The sequence below is a fragment of the Gordonia hankookensis genome, assembly GCF_014673215.1.
In the GTDB taxonomy this organism is placed as follows: Bacteria; Actinomycetota; Actinomycetes; order Mycobacteriales; family Mycobacteriaceae; genus Gordonia; species Gordonia hankookensis.
Map to the genome: position 1 here is coordinate 29,810 of NZ_JACWMS010000001.1, position 14,574 is coordinate 44,383.

14 protein-coding genes are annotated in these 14,574 nt (G+C 65.1%); 4 read left to right on the forward strand and 10 right to left on the reverse strand.

The window, feature by feature from the left end; all coding sequences use genetic code 11:
• Positions 1 to 80 precede the first annotated feature (80 nt).
• Positions 81 to 2,243 (reverse strand): excinuclease ABC subunit UvrB, encoded by a 2,163-nt coding sequence (gene uvrB, locus IDF66_RS00130; RefSeq protein ID WP_164309442.1) that lies wholly within the window; start codon positions 2,241 to 2,243, stop codon positions 81 to 83.
• 76 nt (positions 2,244 to 2,319) lie between these two features.
• Between uvrB and IDF66_RS00135 the strand changes: the two genes are divergently transcribed.
• Positions 2,320 to 2,853, forward strand: coding sequence for a DUF402 domain-containing protein (locus IDF66_RS00135; protein WP_164309443.1), 534 nt, complete (start codon positions 2,320 to 2,322; stop codon positions 2,851 to 2,853).
• Between the two features lie 149 nt (positions 2,854 to 3,002).
• Here the strand turns inward: IDF66_RS00135 and IDF66_RS00140 are convergent, their stop codons facing one another.
• The 6 genes from IDF66_RS00140 to rpsA all read right to left on the reverse strand — a co-directional run bounded on the left by IDF66_RS00140 (position 3,003) and on the right by rpsA (position 8,956).
• Complete coding sequence (locus IDF66_RS00140; protein ID WP_190265335.1) at positions 3,003 to 3,446, reverse strand: hypothetical protein; 444 nt, start codon at positions 3,444 to 3,446, stop codon at positions 3,003 to 3,005.
• Positions 3,447 to 3,644: 198 nt separating this feature from the next.
• Complete coding sequence (locus tag IDF66_RS00145) at positions 3,645 to 4,121, reverse strand: hypothetical protein (RefSeq protein ID WP_190265336.1); 477 nt, start codon at positions 4,119 to 4,121, stop codon at positions 3,645 to 3,647.
• Positions 4,122 to 4,310: 189 nt separating this feature from the next.
• A complete protein-coding gene (locus IDF66_RS00150; RefSeq protein WP_190265337.1) occupies positions 4,311 to 4,697 on the reverse strand; it encodes an SET domain-containing protein in 387 nt (128 codons plus the stop codon).
• 172 nt (positions 4,698 to 4,869) lie between these two features.
• The gene (gene coaE, locus IDF66_RS00155; protein ID WP_190265338.1) at positions 4,870 to 6,063 is read right to left on the reverse strand and encodes a dephospho-CoA kinase; all 1,194 of its coding nucleotides are present in this window, start codon (positions 6,061 to 6,063) and stop codon (positions 4,870 to 4,872) included.
• Positions 6,064 to 6,115: 52 nt separating this feature from the next.
• Positions 6,116 to 7,354, reverse strand: coding sequence for a zinc metallochaperone AztD (gene aztD / locus IDF66_RS00160; RefSeq protein WP_190265339.1), 1,239 nt, complete (start codon positions 7,352 to 7,354; stop codon positions 6,116 to 6,118).
• A gap of 138 nt (positions 7,355 to 7,492) precedes the next feature.
• Positions 7,493 to 8,956 carry a 30S ribosomal protein S1 gene (gene rpsA, locus IDF66_RS00165; RefSeq protein ID WP_164309449.1) on the reverse strand — a complete coding sequence of 488 codons (1,464 nt, stop codon included), beginning with the start codon at positions 8,954 to 8,956 and terminating at the stop codon, positions 7,493 to 7,495.
• A 207-nt stretch (positions 8,957 to 9,163) separates the two neighbouring features.
• Between rpsA and IDF66_RS00170 the strand changes: the two genes are divergently transcribed.
• The 3 genes from IDF66_RS00170 to IDF66_RS00180 all read left to right on the forward strand — a co-directional run bounded on the left by IDF66_RS00170 (position 9,164) and on the right by IDF66_RS00180 (position 11,745).
• Positions 9,164 to 9,754, forward strand: coding sequence for a 2'-5' RNA ligase family protein (locus IDF66_RS00170; RefSeq protein ID WP_190265340.1), 591 nt, complete (start codon positions 9,164 to 9,166; stop codon positions 9,752 to 9,754).
• Between the two features lie 63 nt (positions 9,755 to 9,817).
• Entirely contained in the window at positions 9,818 to 10,900 is a 1,083-nt protein-coding gene (locus tag IDF66_RS00175; protein ID WP_190265341.1) for a methyltransferase domain-containing protein, read from the forward strand.
• A gap of 5 nt (positions 10,901 to 10,905) precedes the next feature.
• Entirely contained in the window at positions 10,906 to 11,745 is an 840-nt protein-coding gene (locus tag IDF66_RS00180) for a class I SAM-dependent methyltransferase (RefSeq protein WP_190265342.1), read from the forward strand.
• Positions 11,746 to 11,870: 125 nt separating this feature from the next.
• On the opposite strand, the gene IDF66_RS00185 is transcribed toward IDF66_RS00180, so the two are convergent.
• The 3 genes from IDF66_RS00185 to IDF66_RS00195 are packed head-to-tail and all read right to left on the reverse strand — an operon-like array spanning position 11,871 to position 14,512.
• The gene (locus IDF66_RS00185; RefSeq protein ID WP_317628526.1) at positions 11,871 to 12,644 is read right to left on the reverse strand and encodes an amino acid ABC transporter ATP-binding protein; all 774 of its coding nucleotides are present in this window, start codon (positions 12,642 to 12,644) and stop codon (positions 11,871 to 11,873) included.
• Complete coding sequence (locus IDF66_RS00190; RefSeq protein ID WP_190265343.1) at positions 12,631 to 13,593, reverse strand: amino acid ABC transporter permease; 963 nt, start codon at positions 13,591 to 13,593, stop codon at positions 12,631 to 12,633. Before IDF66_RS00190 ends, IDF66_RS00185 begins: the two co-directional genes overlap by 14 nt.
• A 4-nt stretch (positions 13,594 to 13,597) precedes the next feature.
• Complete coding sequence (locus IDF66_RS00195; RefSeq protein WP_190265344.1) at positions 13,598 to 14,512, reverse strand: ABC transporter substrate-binding protein; 915 nt, start codon at positions 14,510 to 14,512, stop codon at positions 13,598 to 13,600.
• Positions 14,513 to 14,574: the final 62 nt, after the last annotated feature.

The following is a 14,574-nucleotide window of genomic DNA, read 5'->3' on the forward strand; positions in this document are numbered from 1 at the left end:
CGGCGTGCCGGTTTGTCCGCACTTCGTGGTTATCCGCACATTCCGAACAACGGTGGGATCCACCACCCACGGTCGGCGGGTCATTTGATGCCGGCCGCGTCCATGCCCCGCAGTTCCTTCTTCAGGTCGGCGATCTCGTCGCGAAGCCGGCCCGCGAGTTCGAACTGCAGGTCGCGTGCGGCACTCATCATCTGATCGGTGAGCTGGGCGACCAGGTCGGCGAGTTCGGCCCGTGGCATCGATGATGTATCGCGTTTCTCGATGACGCCCGCACTGCCGCCTCTGGCCTTGGAGACCTCACCCTGGGCCCGACGTCCGCGACTCGCGTTACGACCCGAGCCACCCACCGCAACCGCCTCGTCCTCGGCTTCCCGATAGACCTGGTCGAGGATGTCGGCGATCTTCTTGCGCAACGGCTTCGGGTCGATGCCCATCTCCGTGTTGTAGGCGACCTGCTTCTCCCGGCGACGTTCGGTCTCGTCGATCGCGTTGCGCATCGAATCCGTGATCTTGTCCGCATACATGTGCACCTCACCGGACACGTTGCGCGCCGCACGGCCGATGGTCTGGATCAACGACGTCGTGGATCGCAGGAAGCCCTCCTTGTCGGCGTCGAGGATGGCGACCAGGGACACCTCCGGGAGGTCGAGGCCCTCGCGGAGCAGGTTGATGCCGACCAGCACGTCGTATTCGCCGGATCGCAACTGACGAAGGAGTTCGACGCGACGCAGCGTGTCGACCTCCGAATGCAGATAGCGCACCCGGATCCCGAGCTCGAGCAGATAGTCGGTGAGGTCTTCGGCCATCTTCTTCGTCAGCGTGGTCACCAGGACCCGCTCGTCACGCTCGGTGCGTTCCCGGATCTCGTGGACGAGATCGTCGATCTGTCCCTTCGTGGGCTTGACCACCACCTCCGGGTCGATCAGACCGGTCGGCCGGATCACCTGTTCCACGAATTCCCCGTTGGCCTGGCCGAGTTCATACGGACCCGGAGTCGCCGACAGATACACCGTCTGTCCGATCCGGTCGACGAACTCGTCCCACGTGAGTGGCCGGTTGTCGACCGCCGACGGCAACCGGAACCCGTAATCGACGAGATTCCGCTTGCGCGACATGTCACCTTCGTACATCCCGCCGATCTGCGGCACGGTCACATGGGATTCGTCGATGACCATGAGGAAGTCGTCCGGGAAGTAGTCGATGAGGGTCGCCGGCGCACTGCCCGCGGAGCGCCCGTCGATATGGCGCGAGTAATTCTCGATACCGGAGCAGAAACCCACCTGTCGCATCATCTCCAGGTCGTAGGAGGTACGCATGCGGAGTCGTTGTGCCTCCAGCAGTTTGCCCTTCGACTCGAGCTCGGCCAGCCTGGCCTCGAGCTCCTCCTCGATACCCTTCATCGCCTTCTCCATACGCTCCGGTCCGGCGACATAGTGCGTCGCCGGAAAGATCCGCAGCGAATCGACCTGACGCACAACGTCTCCGGTCAGGGGATGCAGATAGTAGAGCGACTCCACCTCGTCGCCGAAGAACTCGATGCGCACGGCCAGTTCCTCGTAGGACGGGATGATCTCGACCGTGTCGCCACGCACGCGGAAGCTGCCCCGGGTGAAGGCCGTGTCGTTGCGGGTGTACTGCACATCGACGAGGAGCCGCAACAAGGCGTCCCGGTCGATCTCGTCACCGACGGACATCTCGACCGACCGGTCCATGTACGACTGTGGCGTGCCCAGACCGTAGATGCACGACACCGACGCCACCACGACCACGTCCCGGCGCGACAGCAGATTGGAGGTCGCCGAGTGGCGCAAGCGTTCGACGTCGTCGTTGATCGACGAGTCCTTCTCGATGTAGGTGTCGGTCTGCGCGATGTACGCCTCTGGTTGGTAATAGTCGTAGTACGAGACGAAGTACTCGACGGCGTTGTTGGGCAGCATCTCGCGCAGCTCGTTCGCGAGCTGGGCGGCCAGCGTCTTGTTCGGCGCCATCACCAGGGTCGGACGCTGGACCCGCTCGATGAGCCAGGCGGTGGTGGCCGATTTACCGGTACCGGTGGCACCGAGCAGGACGATGTCCTTCTCACCCGCCGCGATCCGTCGTTCGAGGTCATCGATGGCGGCGGGCTGGTCACCGGCCGGTTCGTACTCGCTGACCACCTCGAACCGGCCTTCGGTGCGCTCGATCTCCCCGATCGGCCGGAACTCGGAATGCGCGAGGACCGGATGTTCTGCTGCAAAAGCCATAATGCCAGGGTAAACGCGCGGTACGACAGTTGTGTTCCGTCGGCGGCGTCGGCATCGGCGACATAGGGTGACGGCCATGACGGGAGCACCGCATCCGCCCAAGCGGGAAGTCTTCGACGTGCCGGCGATGACCAACACCGACAACAAGGGGTTCGTCCGGCCGGTCGAACGGTATGAGGTCACCGATCACGGCCTCTACATGTCCCGGCCGGCCGATCACCCCCGGTTCTTCCATCTCGAGTCATGGCTGCTGCCCGACCTCGGGCTGCGGGCGAACATCTTCCACTTCGCCGCAGGTCATCGGGATGGCCAGCGCCTGTACCTCGATGTCGGGCGGTTCGGTTGGCCCGACCACGACGGTCGCTGGCACGCTGAGGACTGGTATCTCGATCTCGTCGACGTGCCCGGGCACCCTCTCGCACTCGTCGACGTCGATGAGCTGTTCGAGGCCCACACCGCGGGATTGCTGGGGACGGCGGAGTGCGAGGAGGCGGTCGCGATCGCGACCCGAGCGCTCATCGGTGCCGCCGAACACGGGCATGACGTACAGGCCTGGCTGGATGCAGCCGTCGGTGCGCGGGTGTTCTTCCACGATCACCGTGCGAGCTGACGAATCGGTACCCGGTGGACACCGGCAGGATCGGTGACGTCGGGACGAGTTCGTCCCCGTGAGCCGGGAGCCGAGGGCCACTCACCTCGGAGGGAGCTCACGGGGACGATTCCAGACCTTCATGATTCCGGGTCCGGACACCTCCCGGGTCAGGGATTCGTGATGAGGCAGCCTCCGCCGAGAATGAACGAGGGCAACTGGATACCCGTACCGACCTGGGCTGTGGTCGTCTTCGAGACGCCGCCCTGGGTTGCCGTGATCGTGTAGCTGCCCCGTGCCGAGGGCTTCCAGGTGGCGGTCACTGTGCCGGCCTTGGGCTTCTCGTCGATCAGGGTCTGCGACGATCCGCCGTTGCGCGCCACCGTGATGGTGACGTTGTCTGCGGTTGCCGAGTAGTCGTCCACCGTTGCGGCCACGTCGTAGGAGCAGCCCGTCCCGTAGCGGTTCATGACCAATCCGTATCCCGACGGGGTGGTGATCTCCACCTTCGCCACCGCGGCGCTCGCCGGCGCCGCCATCACGATGCCGGCCGCGCCGACGCTCGCGATCGCTGCCGCCGACCACAGGAACCGCTTCGCATTACTTGCCATCATGTTCTCTCCGTTGCTGATTCGTGCTGATGCCCCCAACCGATGCACGGGGACCCGCCAATCATGCCGTCATTCCCCGCCGAAATCCCGGTTTACGGGAGAGACTCGCCGAGAACGGAAATACCACGGACAGAACGCGATCGGGGCGTTGCGAACCGTGTTCGCAACGCCCCGATCGGTCAGATCGGAATGATCACATCCTCAGGGTGCGAGGATGACACAGCCACTGAACGGAAGCTCCACCGAGCCGGTGTCCGGGATCTCGAATCCCCGGCCGACCTGAACCGTCTTGGTGACCCATGTTGGCTGCTGCGAATCGTTCACGTCGTCGCTCTGACGTGCTCGAAGTGTGTACTCGCCCGGGGTTTCCGGCGTGAACTCGAACGTCGCTTTGTTACCCGTCGGCGTCTTGTTCTCCATGTTGCTCGCCTTCCCATCCGGGCCGGTCGCGATGTAAAAGACAGTGCCCTTCGGCAACTTGTTGTTGATGGTCACCGAGACGTCGTACTCACATCCGGTGCCGTAGCGATCCGCAACCGAGCCATAGCCCGATGGTGTGGTGATCTCCAGATCTGTCACAGCGGCACTGGCAGGCGCGGCCATGACGAGAGCTGCGGCTCCGGCGCCGACGAGGGCGGTGGCGGCTCCGACGATACGACGACCCTTGGTGAAACCCATGTGGTGATCTCCTTGAAGTTTGTGGATACGGCCGTATCCCAAATATTCACGACCGCTCTCAGGTATTCCACAGTTACCGCGTATGGGCAACCTCTACGGTTCGAGATCCCCAATTGGATCCACGGAATTCACGTCACCCCGATGGCAGATCATCAGCGGTTCCGGTCCGGCCGGTCCCCCCTGATCGAATCAGAGGATGATGCAGGAACTGCCGGTGTAAACAGCCTGCACGACCGTGAGTTCGCCGGTCGTCTTCGTCGAATTCCCTTGCTTGGCAGTGATCGTGTACTTGCCTGGCAGCAGCGGAATCCAGCTGTAGACCGCCTTGTTGTCCTTCGGCGTGACCGACTGCGAGCCGGGCACCGTGCCGGTGACCGTGAACTGCACCGGATCCGCGGAGCCGTCGGTCGTCGCGATGACACCGTACCCACATCCCGCGCCGTACCGGTTCTCCCCGACCGATCCGAGCAGTGCCGAATTGTCGACCTGCAGATCCTCCGTCAGCGCCGCGTTCGCCGGCGCGGCGAGCACTGCTCCCGCTGCCGCGACACTCGCGAACGCTACGGCCGCCGACACGGCACGGCCTCTCGTGCATACACCCATGGCTGTTCTCCCTCGACTCAGAGCAGTGACGTAGGTCGCACCTGGCAGGTGCGCGCTTCACGCTAGCAAAGCTCGACACGCACAGCCGGACGAAGCGGCAAATCTGGCCACGGACGTATCCAGAGTTCGTCCGATCGCGGGACAGTCACCCGTCGGCGCGCTCACGCTTCCACTCGGCGACACGGCGATAGGCGTCGTCGAACCACGGTTCCTTCGCCGCCACATACCTGTCGAGATCGCCGTCCGCCCCGGCCATCGCCGTCTTCTTGATCTGGGAGTACTCGTCGCGTGCGGCATCGTCGGCGCGTAGCCAGTCACGGAAGTCGATCGCGAACGCGCCGCCCGGCGAGCCGGCGGGGCGCAGGTGCACGTTGACCGGACGCCCAGGGTCCGCTGAGACGTGAAAGCGCTTCCCCCACAGCCCTTCGTCGACCGATCCCGTCGCCGGGTCCGGCTTGGGACGGTCGCCGTCGATACCGGGGATGCGCGGAAACCCGCCGTCGGCAAGCACGTCGACGAGCGCATCGGCCACGCCGAGGTCGGCAACGGTGATCTGGACGTCGATCGTCGGTTTCGCGACCAGGCCCGGGACCGCGGTGGAGCCGATGTGGTCGATGGCCGTGGCCTTGTCTCCGACCACCGCCCACAATCGGTTCACGATCCGGGCACCGTTGGCCGCCCACGCCGGGTCCGGATCGGCCAGCGTGACCGGACCCCGCACCCCGGTTCGGGACCGGACATTCTGATCGAAGGGCACCAGACGGCCGTCCCACAGCGCCGCGGCCGCCGCCGCGAGATCCTCCGGTGTTCCCGAGTTGTCGAGCCACACATCGGCCACCGCACGCCGTTGCTCATCGGTGGCCTGCGCCCCGATCCGGGCGCGGGCGTCGGCCTCCGGCATCCCACGTGCCGTGGTCAATCGTGCAATCCGCACCTCGGCGTCCGCATGCACGATCACGACCAGGTGGAAGAACGGGGCCATGTTCCCCTCGACCAACAGAGGAATGTCCTGCACGACGATCGCGTCGTCCGGAGCGGCGTCGAGGAGCTCCTGAGTGCGCTTGCCGACCAGCGGATGCGTGATCGAGTTGAGCTTGGTGCGCTGCTCATCGTCGACGAATGCCTTGGCCGCGAGCGCCGCCCGATCGAGGGTGCCGTCGCCGGCGAGGATGTCCTCGCCGAATGCCTCCACCAGCGCCGCCAATCCGGGCGTCCCGGGCTCGACCACCTCACGCGCGATCTTGTCGGCGTCGATGTGGTACCCGCCTCGTTCGATGAAGGTCTTCGCCACCGTCGATTTCCCGGCACCGATGCCGCCGGACAGCCCGAGTCTGATCACCCGACCAGTCTCGCAAAACCGTCCGACGCCGGTTGCGTCGGGCAGTGCTCGGTCAGCCGGTGACCCCGGTGAGTTCGATCGTCGCTCGAGGAAGTTCCACCTGCGTCTGCTTCTCCCCGGTCGCGAGATCGACGGCGATCAGTGCCTTGGCAGTCGGATCCGCTACGAAGGCGGTGCCGTCCTGGACGTGCACATTCGGCATCGCCGCCTGCCACTCGTCGGGCTCGGTCCACCCACGGATGACGTCGATCCTCCGCGTCTCGGTGCCGGTGACCGGGTCGTACACGTGAAGCGCGCCGTCGGTGCCGAGGATCACCGCCGAACCGTTCGGACCACGCTCGATGGACCGGAAGCTGTAACTCGCCGGGAACGGCACGACGCGCATCTGGCCGGTTCTCGTGTCGGTGAGCGTGAATCGGTTCGGGCGCTCGAGTTCGGCGTTCGCATCGGTCTTGTAGTCGCCGAGGACGACGGACGACTCGTCGGAGCCCGCCTGATTTCCGATACGGCCGTAGGTGTCCGGGCTCGGGACCTTCTGGATCTCGTTGCCGCGCACGATCAGCATGCCGTCCTCGCATCCGAACGTGAGCGCTCCATGGCCGGCCGCGGCCTCACCGTGGACACCGGGACACTGATCGTTACGAGCGATCTCCGTGCGATCCTTGTCCAGGATGACGATGCCCGTTCGGGTCTGCTCGTCGCCCGACGTCACCACCAATGAGCCGTCGCCGCGCGCGACGGCGACACCGTGATGGGGCTCCGGAACTGTGTACTCGGAAGATTTCGCATTGCCCCGCAACAGCTCTGCCGGTTCGACGATGTCGACCCCGCCGGTGCCGTCACTGAACAACGTGATCCGGGAGTCGTGCGGCACCACATGGCCCGCCTCCTCCCCACCGAATCGCATGTCCGTCATCGTCGGTGGCGCTGTGTAGTGATGTCCGTGATCGCCGTGCTGCCGCGTCCAGGTGCCCATGTCCAGAACTCGGAATCCACCTGTCTCCGAGACGAACACGTGGCGACCGTTGTCGGCGTCGTGGAGACGGATGAATCCGTCGGCCGGTATGTCGGCCACCTGCCGCAGCGATTGCGCGTCGAGGATCAGGATGCCGCCGTCGTAGCTCAGCGCCAATCTCGGTGTCGCGGTCTGCTGTTCGACCGGCGCCGAACTCACCTGCGCACTGCTGGTGGAGTGCGATTCCTCCGTATCGGCACCGCAGGCGGTGAAAGCGCATGACGATGCGACGACCACCGCGACGACCTGTGTCAGTTTTGTCCGTTGTGATTGCACGCGGGACAGTCAACTTCTTGATGAAAATTATTGTCAACAACTTATGGTTGCGTGCACTCCGAGAACCGACCCGGAGATGACAAAGCTCCCCGGCTCGAAACGAGCCGGGGAGCTTTGTGTGGAACTACGAACCGCGAATCAGGCGTTACCCGAAAGCTTCTCGCGCAGTGCGGCGAGCTGCTCGTCGCTGGCCAGCGAGCCACCGGTCGAAGCCGGAGCGTTGCTGGAGCTCGAGCGACCCTCCGATGCCGACGAGTAGTCCGACGGGGCCTTCTCGGCCTCGGCTGCGGCAGCAGCGAACTTCTCGATCTGGGCGGTGTGCATCTTGTGGCGACGCTCGGCCTCGGCGTACCGGGCCTCCCATGCCTCACGCTGCTTCTCGAAGCCCTCGAGCCATTCGTTGGTCTCGGCGTCGAAGCCCTCCGGGAAGATGTAGTTGCCCTGCTCGTCGTAGCTGTCGGCCATGCCGTACTTCGAGGGGTCGAACTCCTCGGTGTAGTCCTCGTTGGCCTGCTTCAGCGACAGCGAGATCCGGCGACGCTCGAGGTCGATGTCGATGACCTTGACCATCGCGTCGTCGCCGACGGCGACAACCTGATCCGGCACCTCGACGTGGCGCTCGGCCAGCTCGGAGATGTGGACCAGACCCTCGATGCCCTCGTCGACGCGAACGAACGCACCGAACGGAACCAGCTTGGTGACCTTGCCCGGCACGATCTGACCGATCGCATGGGTGCGGGCGAACTGACGCCACGGGTCTTCCTGGGTCGCCTTGAGCGACAGCGATACGCGCTCGCGGTCCAGATCGACGTCGAGGACCTCGACGGTGACCTCGTCGCCCACCGCGACGACCTCGGACGGGTGATCGATGTGCTTCCAGGACAGCTCGGAGACGTGCACCAGGCCGTCGACGCCGCCGAGATCGACGAAGGCGCCGAAGTTGACGATCGAGGACACGACGCCCTTGCGGACCTGGCCCTTCTGCAGCTGGTGCAAGAACTCGCTGCGAACCTCGGACTGGGTCTGCTCCAGCCAGGCGCGGCGCGACAGCACCACGTTGTTGCGGTTCTTGTCGAGCTCGATGATCTTGGCCTCGATCTCCTTGCCGATGTACGGCTGGAGGTCGCGGACGCGACGCATCTCCACCAGCGACGCCGGGAGGAAGCCACGCAGACCGATGTCCAGGATCAGGCCGCCCTTGACGACCTCGATGACGGTGCCCTTGACGGCCTCGTCCTTTTCCTTGAGCTCCTCGATGGTGCCCCAGGCGCGCTCGTACTGGGCGCGCTTCTTGGACAGGATCAGGCGGCCTTCTTTGTCCTCCTTGGTGAGGACCAGTGCCTCGACCTCGTCACCGACGTTGACGACCTCATTGGGGTCGACGTCGTGCTTGATCGAGAGTTCACGGGAAGGGATGACGCCTTCGGTCTTGTAACCGATGTCGAGCAGAACCTCGTCACGATCGACCTTGACGATGGTGCCCTCGACGATGTCGCCATCGTTGAAGTACTTGATCGTGGAGTCGATGGCGGCGAGAAAATCCTCGGCCGAGCCGATGTCATTGACGGCTACTTGCGGCGAGGTGATCGTGGGGGACGACATATGTTGAGTTGCTCCGGACAGGTGTGTAGTAGGTACAGTTTTTTCGAGTCTGTGGAACGGCATGGACCGCCTCCGTGCGATTCGACCGACGAGCAGTCGTCCACCGGATTGGCATGCTGAACCGCGCGTTATCGAGCACACGCGCGTGAGCAAGCGTACTCCAGGGCCGCTGTACTGGGCAAATACGTGCCACAAGGAGGTCGACGCGTGGTCCATTCACTCGAGTTGCTCCTCGACGAAGTCTCTGACCAGTACATACGTGACGAATGGCACACGCTGGACAGCGCAGGCCTGCCCAATCAGAGCACCATCCGATCCGGCACCAACCGCCCGCACGTGACGCTCGCAGCCGCGAAGCACATCGCCGGGTCGGCCGACGCGGCACTGACCCCGGTGAGTCTGCGACTGCCGTTCACCGCCACGATCGGGGCGCCGATCCTGTTCGCCCAGGGTTCCCGGGTCACGCTGGCACGGCTCGTCGTCCCGTCGACCGAACTGCTGTCGATCCACGCCCAGACGATCCGGTTGGTCGCCGATCACCTGGTTGCCGATCACCCGAGCGGCAGTCATCCAGGCGACAGTCATCCCGGCGAGACGGGGCCTGCGATGATGCCGCACAGCACACCCGGCCGCTGGACACCACACGTCACGCTCGCCCGCCGGCTGGACCCGGAACAACTCACCCGCGCGCTCGGCGCCCTCGACACCCGAGCCACCGTCGACGGCTCGTTCGTGGGGCTACGGCATTGGGATGGTGACGCGAAGACCGAGCACGTGCTGGGTGGACGCGCCTGCTGAGCAACCAATGACCAGCGAGATCAGTGCTGGCCCTTCTCGGCGGCACCGGAGCATCATTGATGCATGACCACGTCAGCGGGCAACGTCAGCGCGGATGAGTTCGCGGAACGTCTCTTCTCCTCGGCCCTCGCGACCGCAGAGACGATGAGCGTCTACCTGGGCGACCGGCTGGGTTGGTACTCCACTCTCGTCGAGCGCGGGCCGCTGACCGCCGACGAACTGGCCGAACACAGCGGAACCAACGCCCGCTACGCGCAGGAGTGGCTGGAGATGCAGGCCGCATACGGCATCCTCGACGCCGACCTGACCGCCGATCCCGTCCGGTTCTCGATCTCCCCCGGGGTGGCCGAGGTCCTCACCGACAGGTCCAGCCTCTCGTTCCTGGGGACCGTGCCCCAGATGTTCGCGGCGTCGTTCAGTCATCTGCCCGAACTGCTCGAGGCCTATCGCACCGGAGGCGGCGTCAGCTGGGAACGGCTTGGCGTGGACGCCCGCGAATCCCAGGCCGGGATGAACCGACCGTGGTTCGACCGACAACTGGCTCCCGCACTGGCCGGGGTCGGGCATCTGCACGGCAGACTGTCGCGGCCCGGCGCCCGGATCGCCGACATCGGGTTCGGGGGCGGACACTCCACCGTCGCGCTGGCGAATGCCTACCCCGAGGCGACGTTGGTCGGGCTCGACATCGACGCCGAATCGGTGGCGATGGCCCGGCGCACTGCTGCCGATGCGGGTGTCTCCGATCGCGTGGAGTTCGTGCTCGCCGACGGCGCGGACACGTCCGCCCGTGGCCCGTTCGATGTCGCGTTTGCCTTCGAGTGTCTGCACGACATGCCGCGTCCCGTCGACGTGCTCTCGGCCGCACGTGCCTCGCTCGCGCCCGGCGGCTCGATGGTCGTCATGGACGAAGCGGTGTCGGATGAGTTCGCCGGGCCCGCAGACGATCTGGACAAGATCATGTACGGGTTCTCGTTGTTCGTGTGCCTACCCGATTCGATGAGTTCGCCACCTTCGGCCGCGACGGGGACGGTGATGCGCCCGTCGACGCTCACGTCGTACGCACACCAGGCAGGCTTCACCCGGGTGGACACCCTCCCGATCGAGGACTTCAGTTTCTTCAGGTTCTACGAACTCGTGACAGACTGAGGCCGATGATCGAGGACGACACCACACAGGAAGCTTCTGTGCGGCCGCCACGGCTGCTGACCGGCGTCGATTCGGCGACGAGCGACCGCGCGAATCGGTGGTGGTGGGATCACGACGCGCAGAACTATCACGACGAACACGGCGAGTTCCTCGGCACCTATGCCGCCGGCGGCGACTTCATCTGGTGTCCGGAGGGTTTGCGCGAGGCCGACATCGGACTGCTCGGTGACGTGGTGGGCCGCGATGTCCTGGAGGTCGGGTGCGGGTCGGCGCCCTGTGCGCGATGGCTGGCGGGTCAGGGTGCCCGCGCCGTCGGGGTCGATCTGTCGCGACGCATGCTCGGCATCGGTCTGGCCGCGATGGCCGCCGACGGCATGCACGTCCCGCTCGTCCAGGCGACGGCCGAGTCACTGCCCTTCGCCGACGGATCATTCGACGTCGCGTGTTCGGCGTTCGGTGCCGTTCCGTTCGTGGCGGATTCGGCCGGGGTGATGGCCGAGGTCGCCCGCGTCCTGCGGCCCGGCGGGCGATGGGTGTTCGCCGTCAATCACCCGATGCGCTGGATGTTCCTCGACGATCCGGGGCCGGAAGGGCTCGTCGTGCGCATCCCGTATTTCGACCGCACGCCGTACACCGAGGCCGACGACACCGGGGCGATCACCTACGTGGAACACCACCGGACCGTCGGCGACCGGGTACGCGAGATCCGCTCCGCCGGTCTGCTTCTCGACGACATCGTGGAACCGGAATGGCCTGAGGGATTCGACAAGGAATGGGGCCAGTGGAGCCCGTTCCGTGGTCAGTACTTCCCGGGAACCGCGATCTTCTGTTGTCGTAAGCCGTAGCTGTCGGGCGTGCGCCCCGGTGGCAGCCACCTCGCCGCGATGACACCACCCCGGTTCCGAACCACGGTGGTGTCACCTTGTCGAGGTGAACGCGACAGTGCACCGGTCAGCGCTACGCGCCACGCTCACAACAGCTTCGACAAGAACCCCTTCGTCCGCTCGTGCTGCGGATTCGCCAGCACCTCTCGGGGGACACCCTGTTCCACAACGACACCGCCGTCCATGAACACCAACTGATCGGCGACCTCACGCGCGAAGCCCATCTCGTGGGTCACCACCACCATCGTCATGCCGGTCGCGGCCAACTCGCGCATGACCCCAAGAACCTCGCCGACGAGTTCCGGATCCAACGCCGAGGTCGGTTCGTCGAACAGCATGAGCTTGGGTTCCATGGCCAACGCACGGGCGATCGCGACGCGTTGTTGCTGCCCGCCCGACAGCTGCGCCGGGTAGGTGTCGGCCTTCTCCGACAAGCCCACCCGTTCGAGCAGATATCGCGCCCGCTCGATGGCGTCCTTCCTGCTCTGCTTCTTCACCTGCGTCGGCGCCTCGATCACGTTCTCCAACGCGGTTCGATGCGGGAACAGGTTGAAATGCTGGAACACCATGCCGATGTCACGGCGCTGCTTGGCGGCATCCTTCGGACTCATCTCGTGGAGCTTGTCCCCGCGCTCGTGATAACCGATGAGATCCCCGTCGACGTAGAGCCGGCCGGCATTGACGACCTCGAGATGATTGACACATCGCAGGAACGTCGACTTGCCGGAGCCGGACGGACCGATGAGGCAGAGCACCTCCCCGCGGCCGACCTCCAAGCTGATGCCCTTGAGGACCTGCAGCGATCCGAAGTTCTTGTGGACCCGGTCCGCGTGCACCATCGGGCGCTCAACGACGCTCATCGCTCTCCCCATCCACGACCGGCGCATTCTGTACGGCGGCCATGGCTTTCAGTTGCCGGGCCGTCATCTGTCTGCTCGCCCCCTTCGAGTAGTAGCGCTCCAGGTAGTACTGGCCGACCATCAGCACGCTCGTCACGATCAGGTACCAGGTCGATGCCACCATCAGCAGTGGGATCGGCTGGAAATTGACGCCCGAGATGTCGCGGGCACGACCGTAGACCTCACCGGTGAACGGCACGGCCGCCACGAGGCTGGTGGTCTTGAGCATGCTGATCACCTCGTTGCCGGTGGGCGGGATGATCACACGCATCGCCTGGGGCAGCACGGTCCGGCGCATCGTCTGCGCCCACGACATACCCAACGCCACCGATGCCTCCGACTGTCCCTCCCCGACCGAGGAGACACCGGCCCGGACGATCTCGGCCATGTAGGCGGCCTCGTTGAGAGCGAGACCGATCATCGCGAACGTGAAGGCGGCGTTGAGGGACTGGATGTCGAAGTGCGCGAATTGGTACACGAACGGGATCCCCAGATCGATCTGCTTGTAGATCGACGGGAACAGTCCCCAGAACACCAACTGCACGTACACGGGAGTCCCGCGGAACACCCATAGATAGACCCACGCCGTGTACCGCAGGACCGGGTTCGGCGACAGTCGCATGATCGCGAGCAGGACACCCAGGATGATCGCTATGAGCATCGCGAGCACGGTCAGGGCAAGCGTGTACCAGACACCGGACAGTATGCGGGTGTCGAACAGGTACTTGGCATACGTGTCCCATGCGTAGGCCGCGTTGGTGGCCGCGCCGTAGACGAACAGAGCGGCCAGCACCAACACGACCGCCGCGGCGGCCCACTGACCGGGATGACGCAGGGGCACGGCTTTGATCGGGTCCGGATCGGTGGGGTCGGCCCCGGTCGGTTGCGGACCCGTGGACGGAGAGCTCACGTGCCTAGCTGACCGCGCCGTTGATCACCGAGTTCGGGATGGTGCCCGACTGCACGCCCCAGTTCTCGGCGATCTGCTTGTACTGGCCGTTGTCGATGAGATGCTGCACAGCCTTCTGCAGGGCCCCGGCCAACGGCGATCCCTTGGCCACCGGGTAGCCGTACGGAGCAGACTCGAAGACCCCGCCTGCCGGCTCGAGCGCGCCCTCGGACCGCTTGATCGCGTAGGCGGTCACCGGCGAATCCGCCGACATCGCGTCCACCTTGCCGAGTACCAGGGCGTTGACCGCCTCATCCTGCGAATCGAACTTGGTCTTCTGGATGGCGGGCTTGCCCGCATCCGTGCAGGCCTTGCTCTTGGCCGGGACCTCGTCGGTGTCCTCGACGGTGGTCGACTGCACGGCGACACGCTTTCCGCAGGCGTTGTTCGGATCGATGGACCCGCCCTTCTGCTGGGCCCACTGGATACCCGCGCTGTAGTAGGTGACGAAGTCGACCTGCTTCTCGCGCTCCTTGCTGTCGGTGAACGACGACATGCCCACGTTGTACGTACCCTGCTGGACCGCCGGGATGATCTTGTCGAAGTCGGCCTCCTTGAACACCGGCTTCAACCCCAGCACCCCACCGATCGCGTTCATGAGATCGACGTCGTAGCCGATGATGTTGCCGCCCGCGTCCTTGAACTCGTTGGGCTGATACGGCACGTTCACCCCGACGATCAGCTGGCCCGACTCCTTGATGTTGCCGGGTACCAGATCGGCGATCTCCTGGACCTTGGCCGCCTCCACCTTCGCCGACGACGACGCGGGACCCGACGACTCGGAACCCTCGTTGTTGGAACACCCTGCCAAGGCGAGAGCCAGGACCGCGAAGAGTGCCACCAGCACGCCACCCAGTCGGGAAGATCGCAGAAAACGCATCACACACCCCATCTGTTCACAATTCTCCATGCATCTGCATGTTCGGCGCACGACGGCACAGG

What these genes read in the sequence shown, in the direction of transcription:
- uvrB (WP_164309442.1), bottom strand. Translation starts at nt 2,243, where the DNA reads ATGGCTTTTGCAGCAGAACATCCGGTCCTCGCGCATTCCGAGTTCCGG.
- IDF66_RS00135 (WP_164309443.1), top strand. Translation starts at nt 2,320, where the DNA reads ATGACGGGAGCACCGCATCCGCCCAAGCGGGAAGTCTTCGACGTGCCG.
- IDF66_RS00140 (WP_190265335.1), bottom strand. Translation starts at nt 3,446, where the DNA reads ATGATGGCAAGTAATGCGAAGCGGTTCCTGTGGTCGGCGGCAGCGATC.
- IDF66_RS00145 (WP_190265336.1), bottom strand. Translation starts at nt 4,121, where the DNA reads ATGGGTTTCACCAAGGGTCGTCGTATCGTCGGAGCCGCCACCGCCCTC.
- rpsA (WP_164309449.1), bottom strand. Translation starts at nt 8,956, where the DNA reads ATGTCGTCCCCCACGATCACCTCGCCGCAAGTAGCCGTCAATGACATC.
- IDF66_RS00175 (WP_190265341.1), top strand. Translation starts at nt 9,818, where the DNA reads ATGACCACGTCAGCGGGCAACGTCAGCGCGGATGAGTTCGCGGAACGT.
- IDF66_RS00180 (WP_190265342.1), top strand. Translation starts at nt 10,906, where the DNA reads ATGATCGAGGACGACACCACACAGGAAGCTTCTGTGCGGCCGCCACGG.
- IDF66_RS00185 (WP_317628526.1), bottom strand. Translation starts at nt 12,644, where the DNA reads ATGAGCGTCGTTGAGCGCCCGATGGTGCACGCGGACCGGGTCCACAAG.
- IDF66_RS00195 (WP_190265344.1), bottom strand. Translation starts at nt 14,512, where the DNA reads ATGCGTTTTCTGCGATCTTCCCGACTGGGTGGCGTGCTGGTGGCACTC.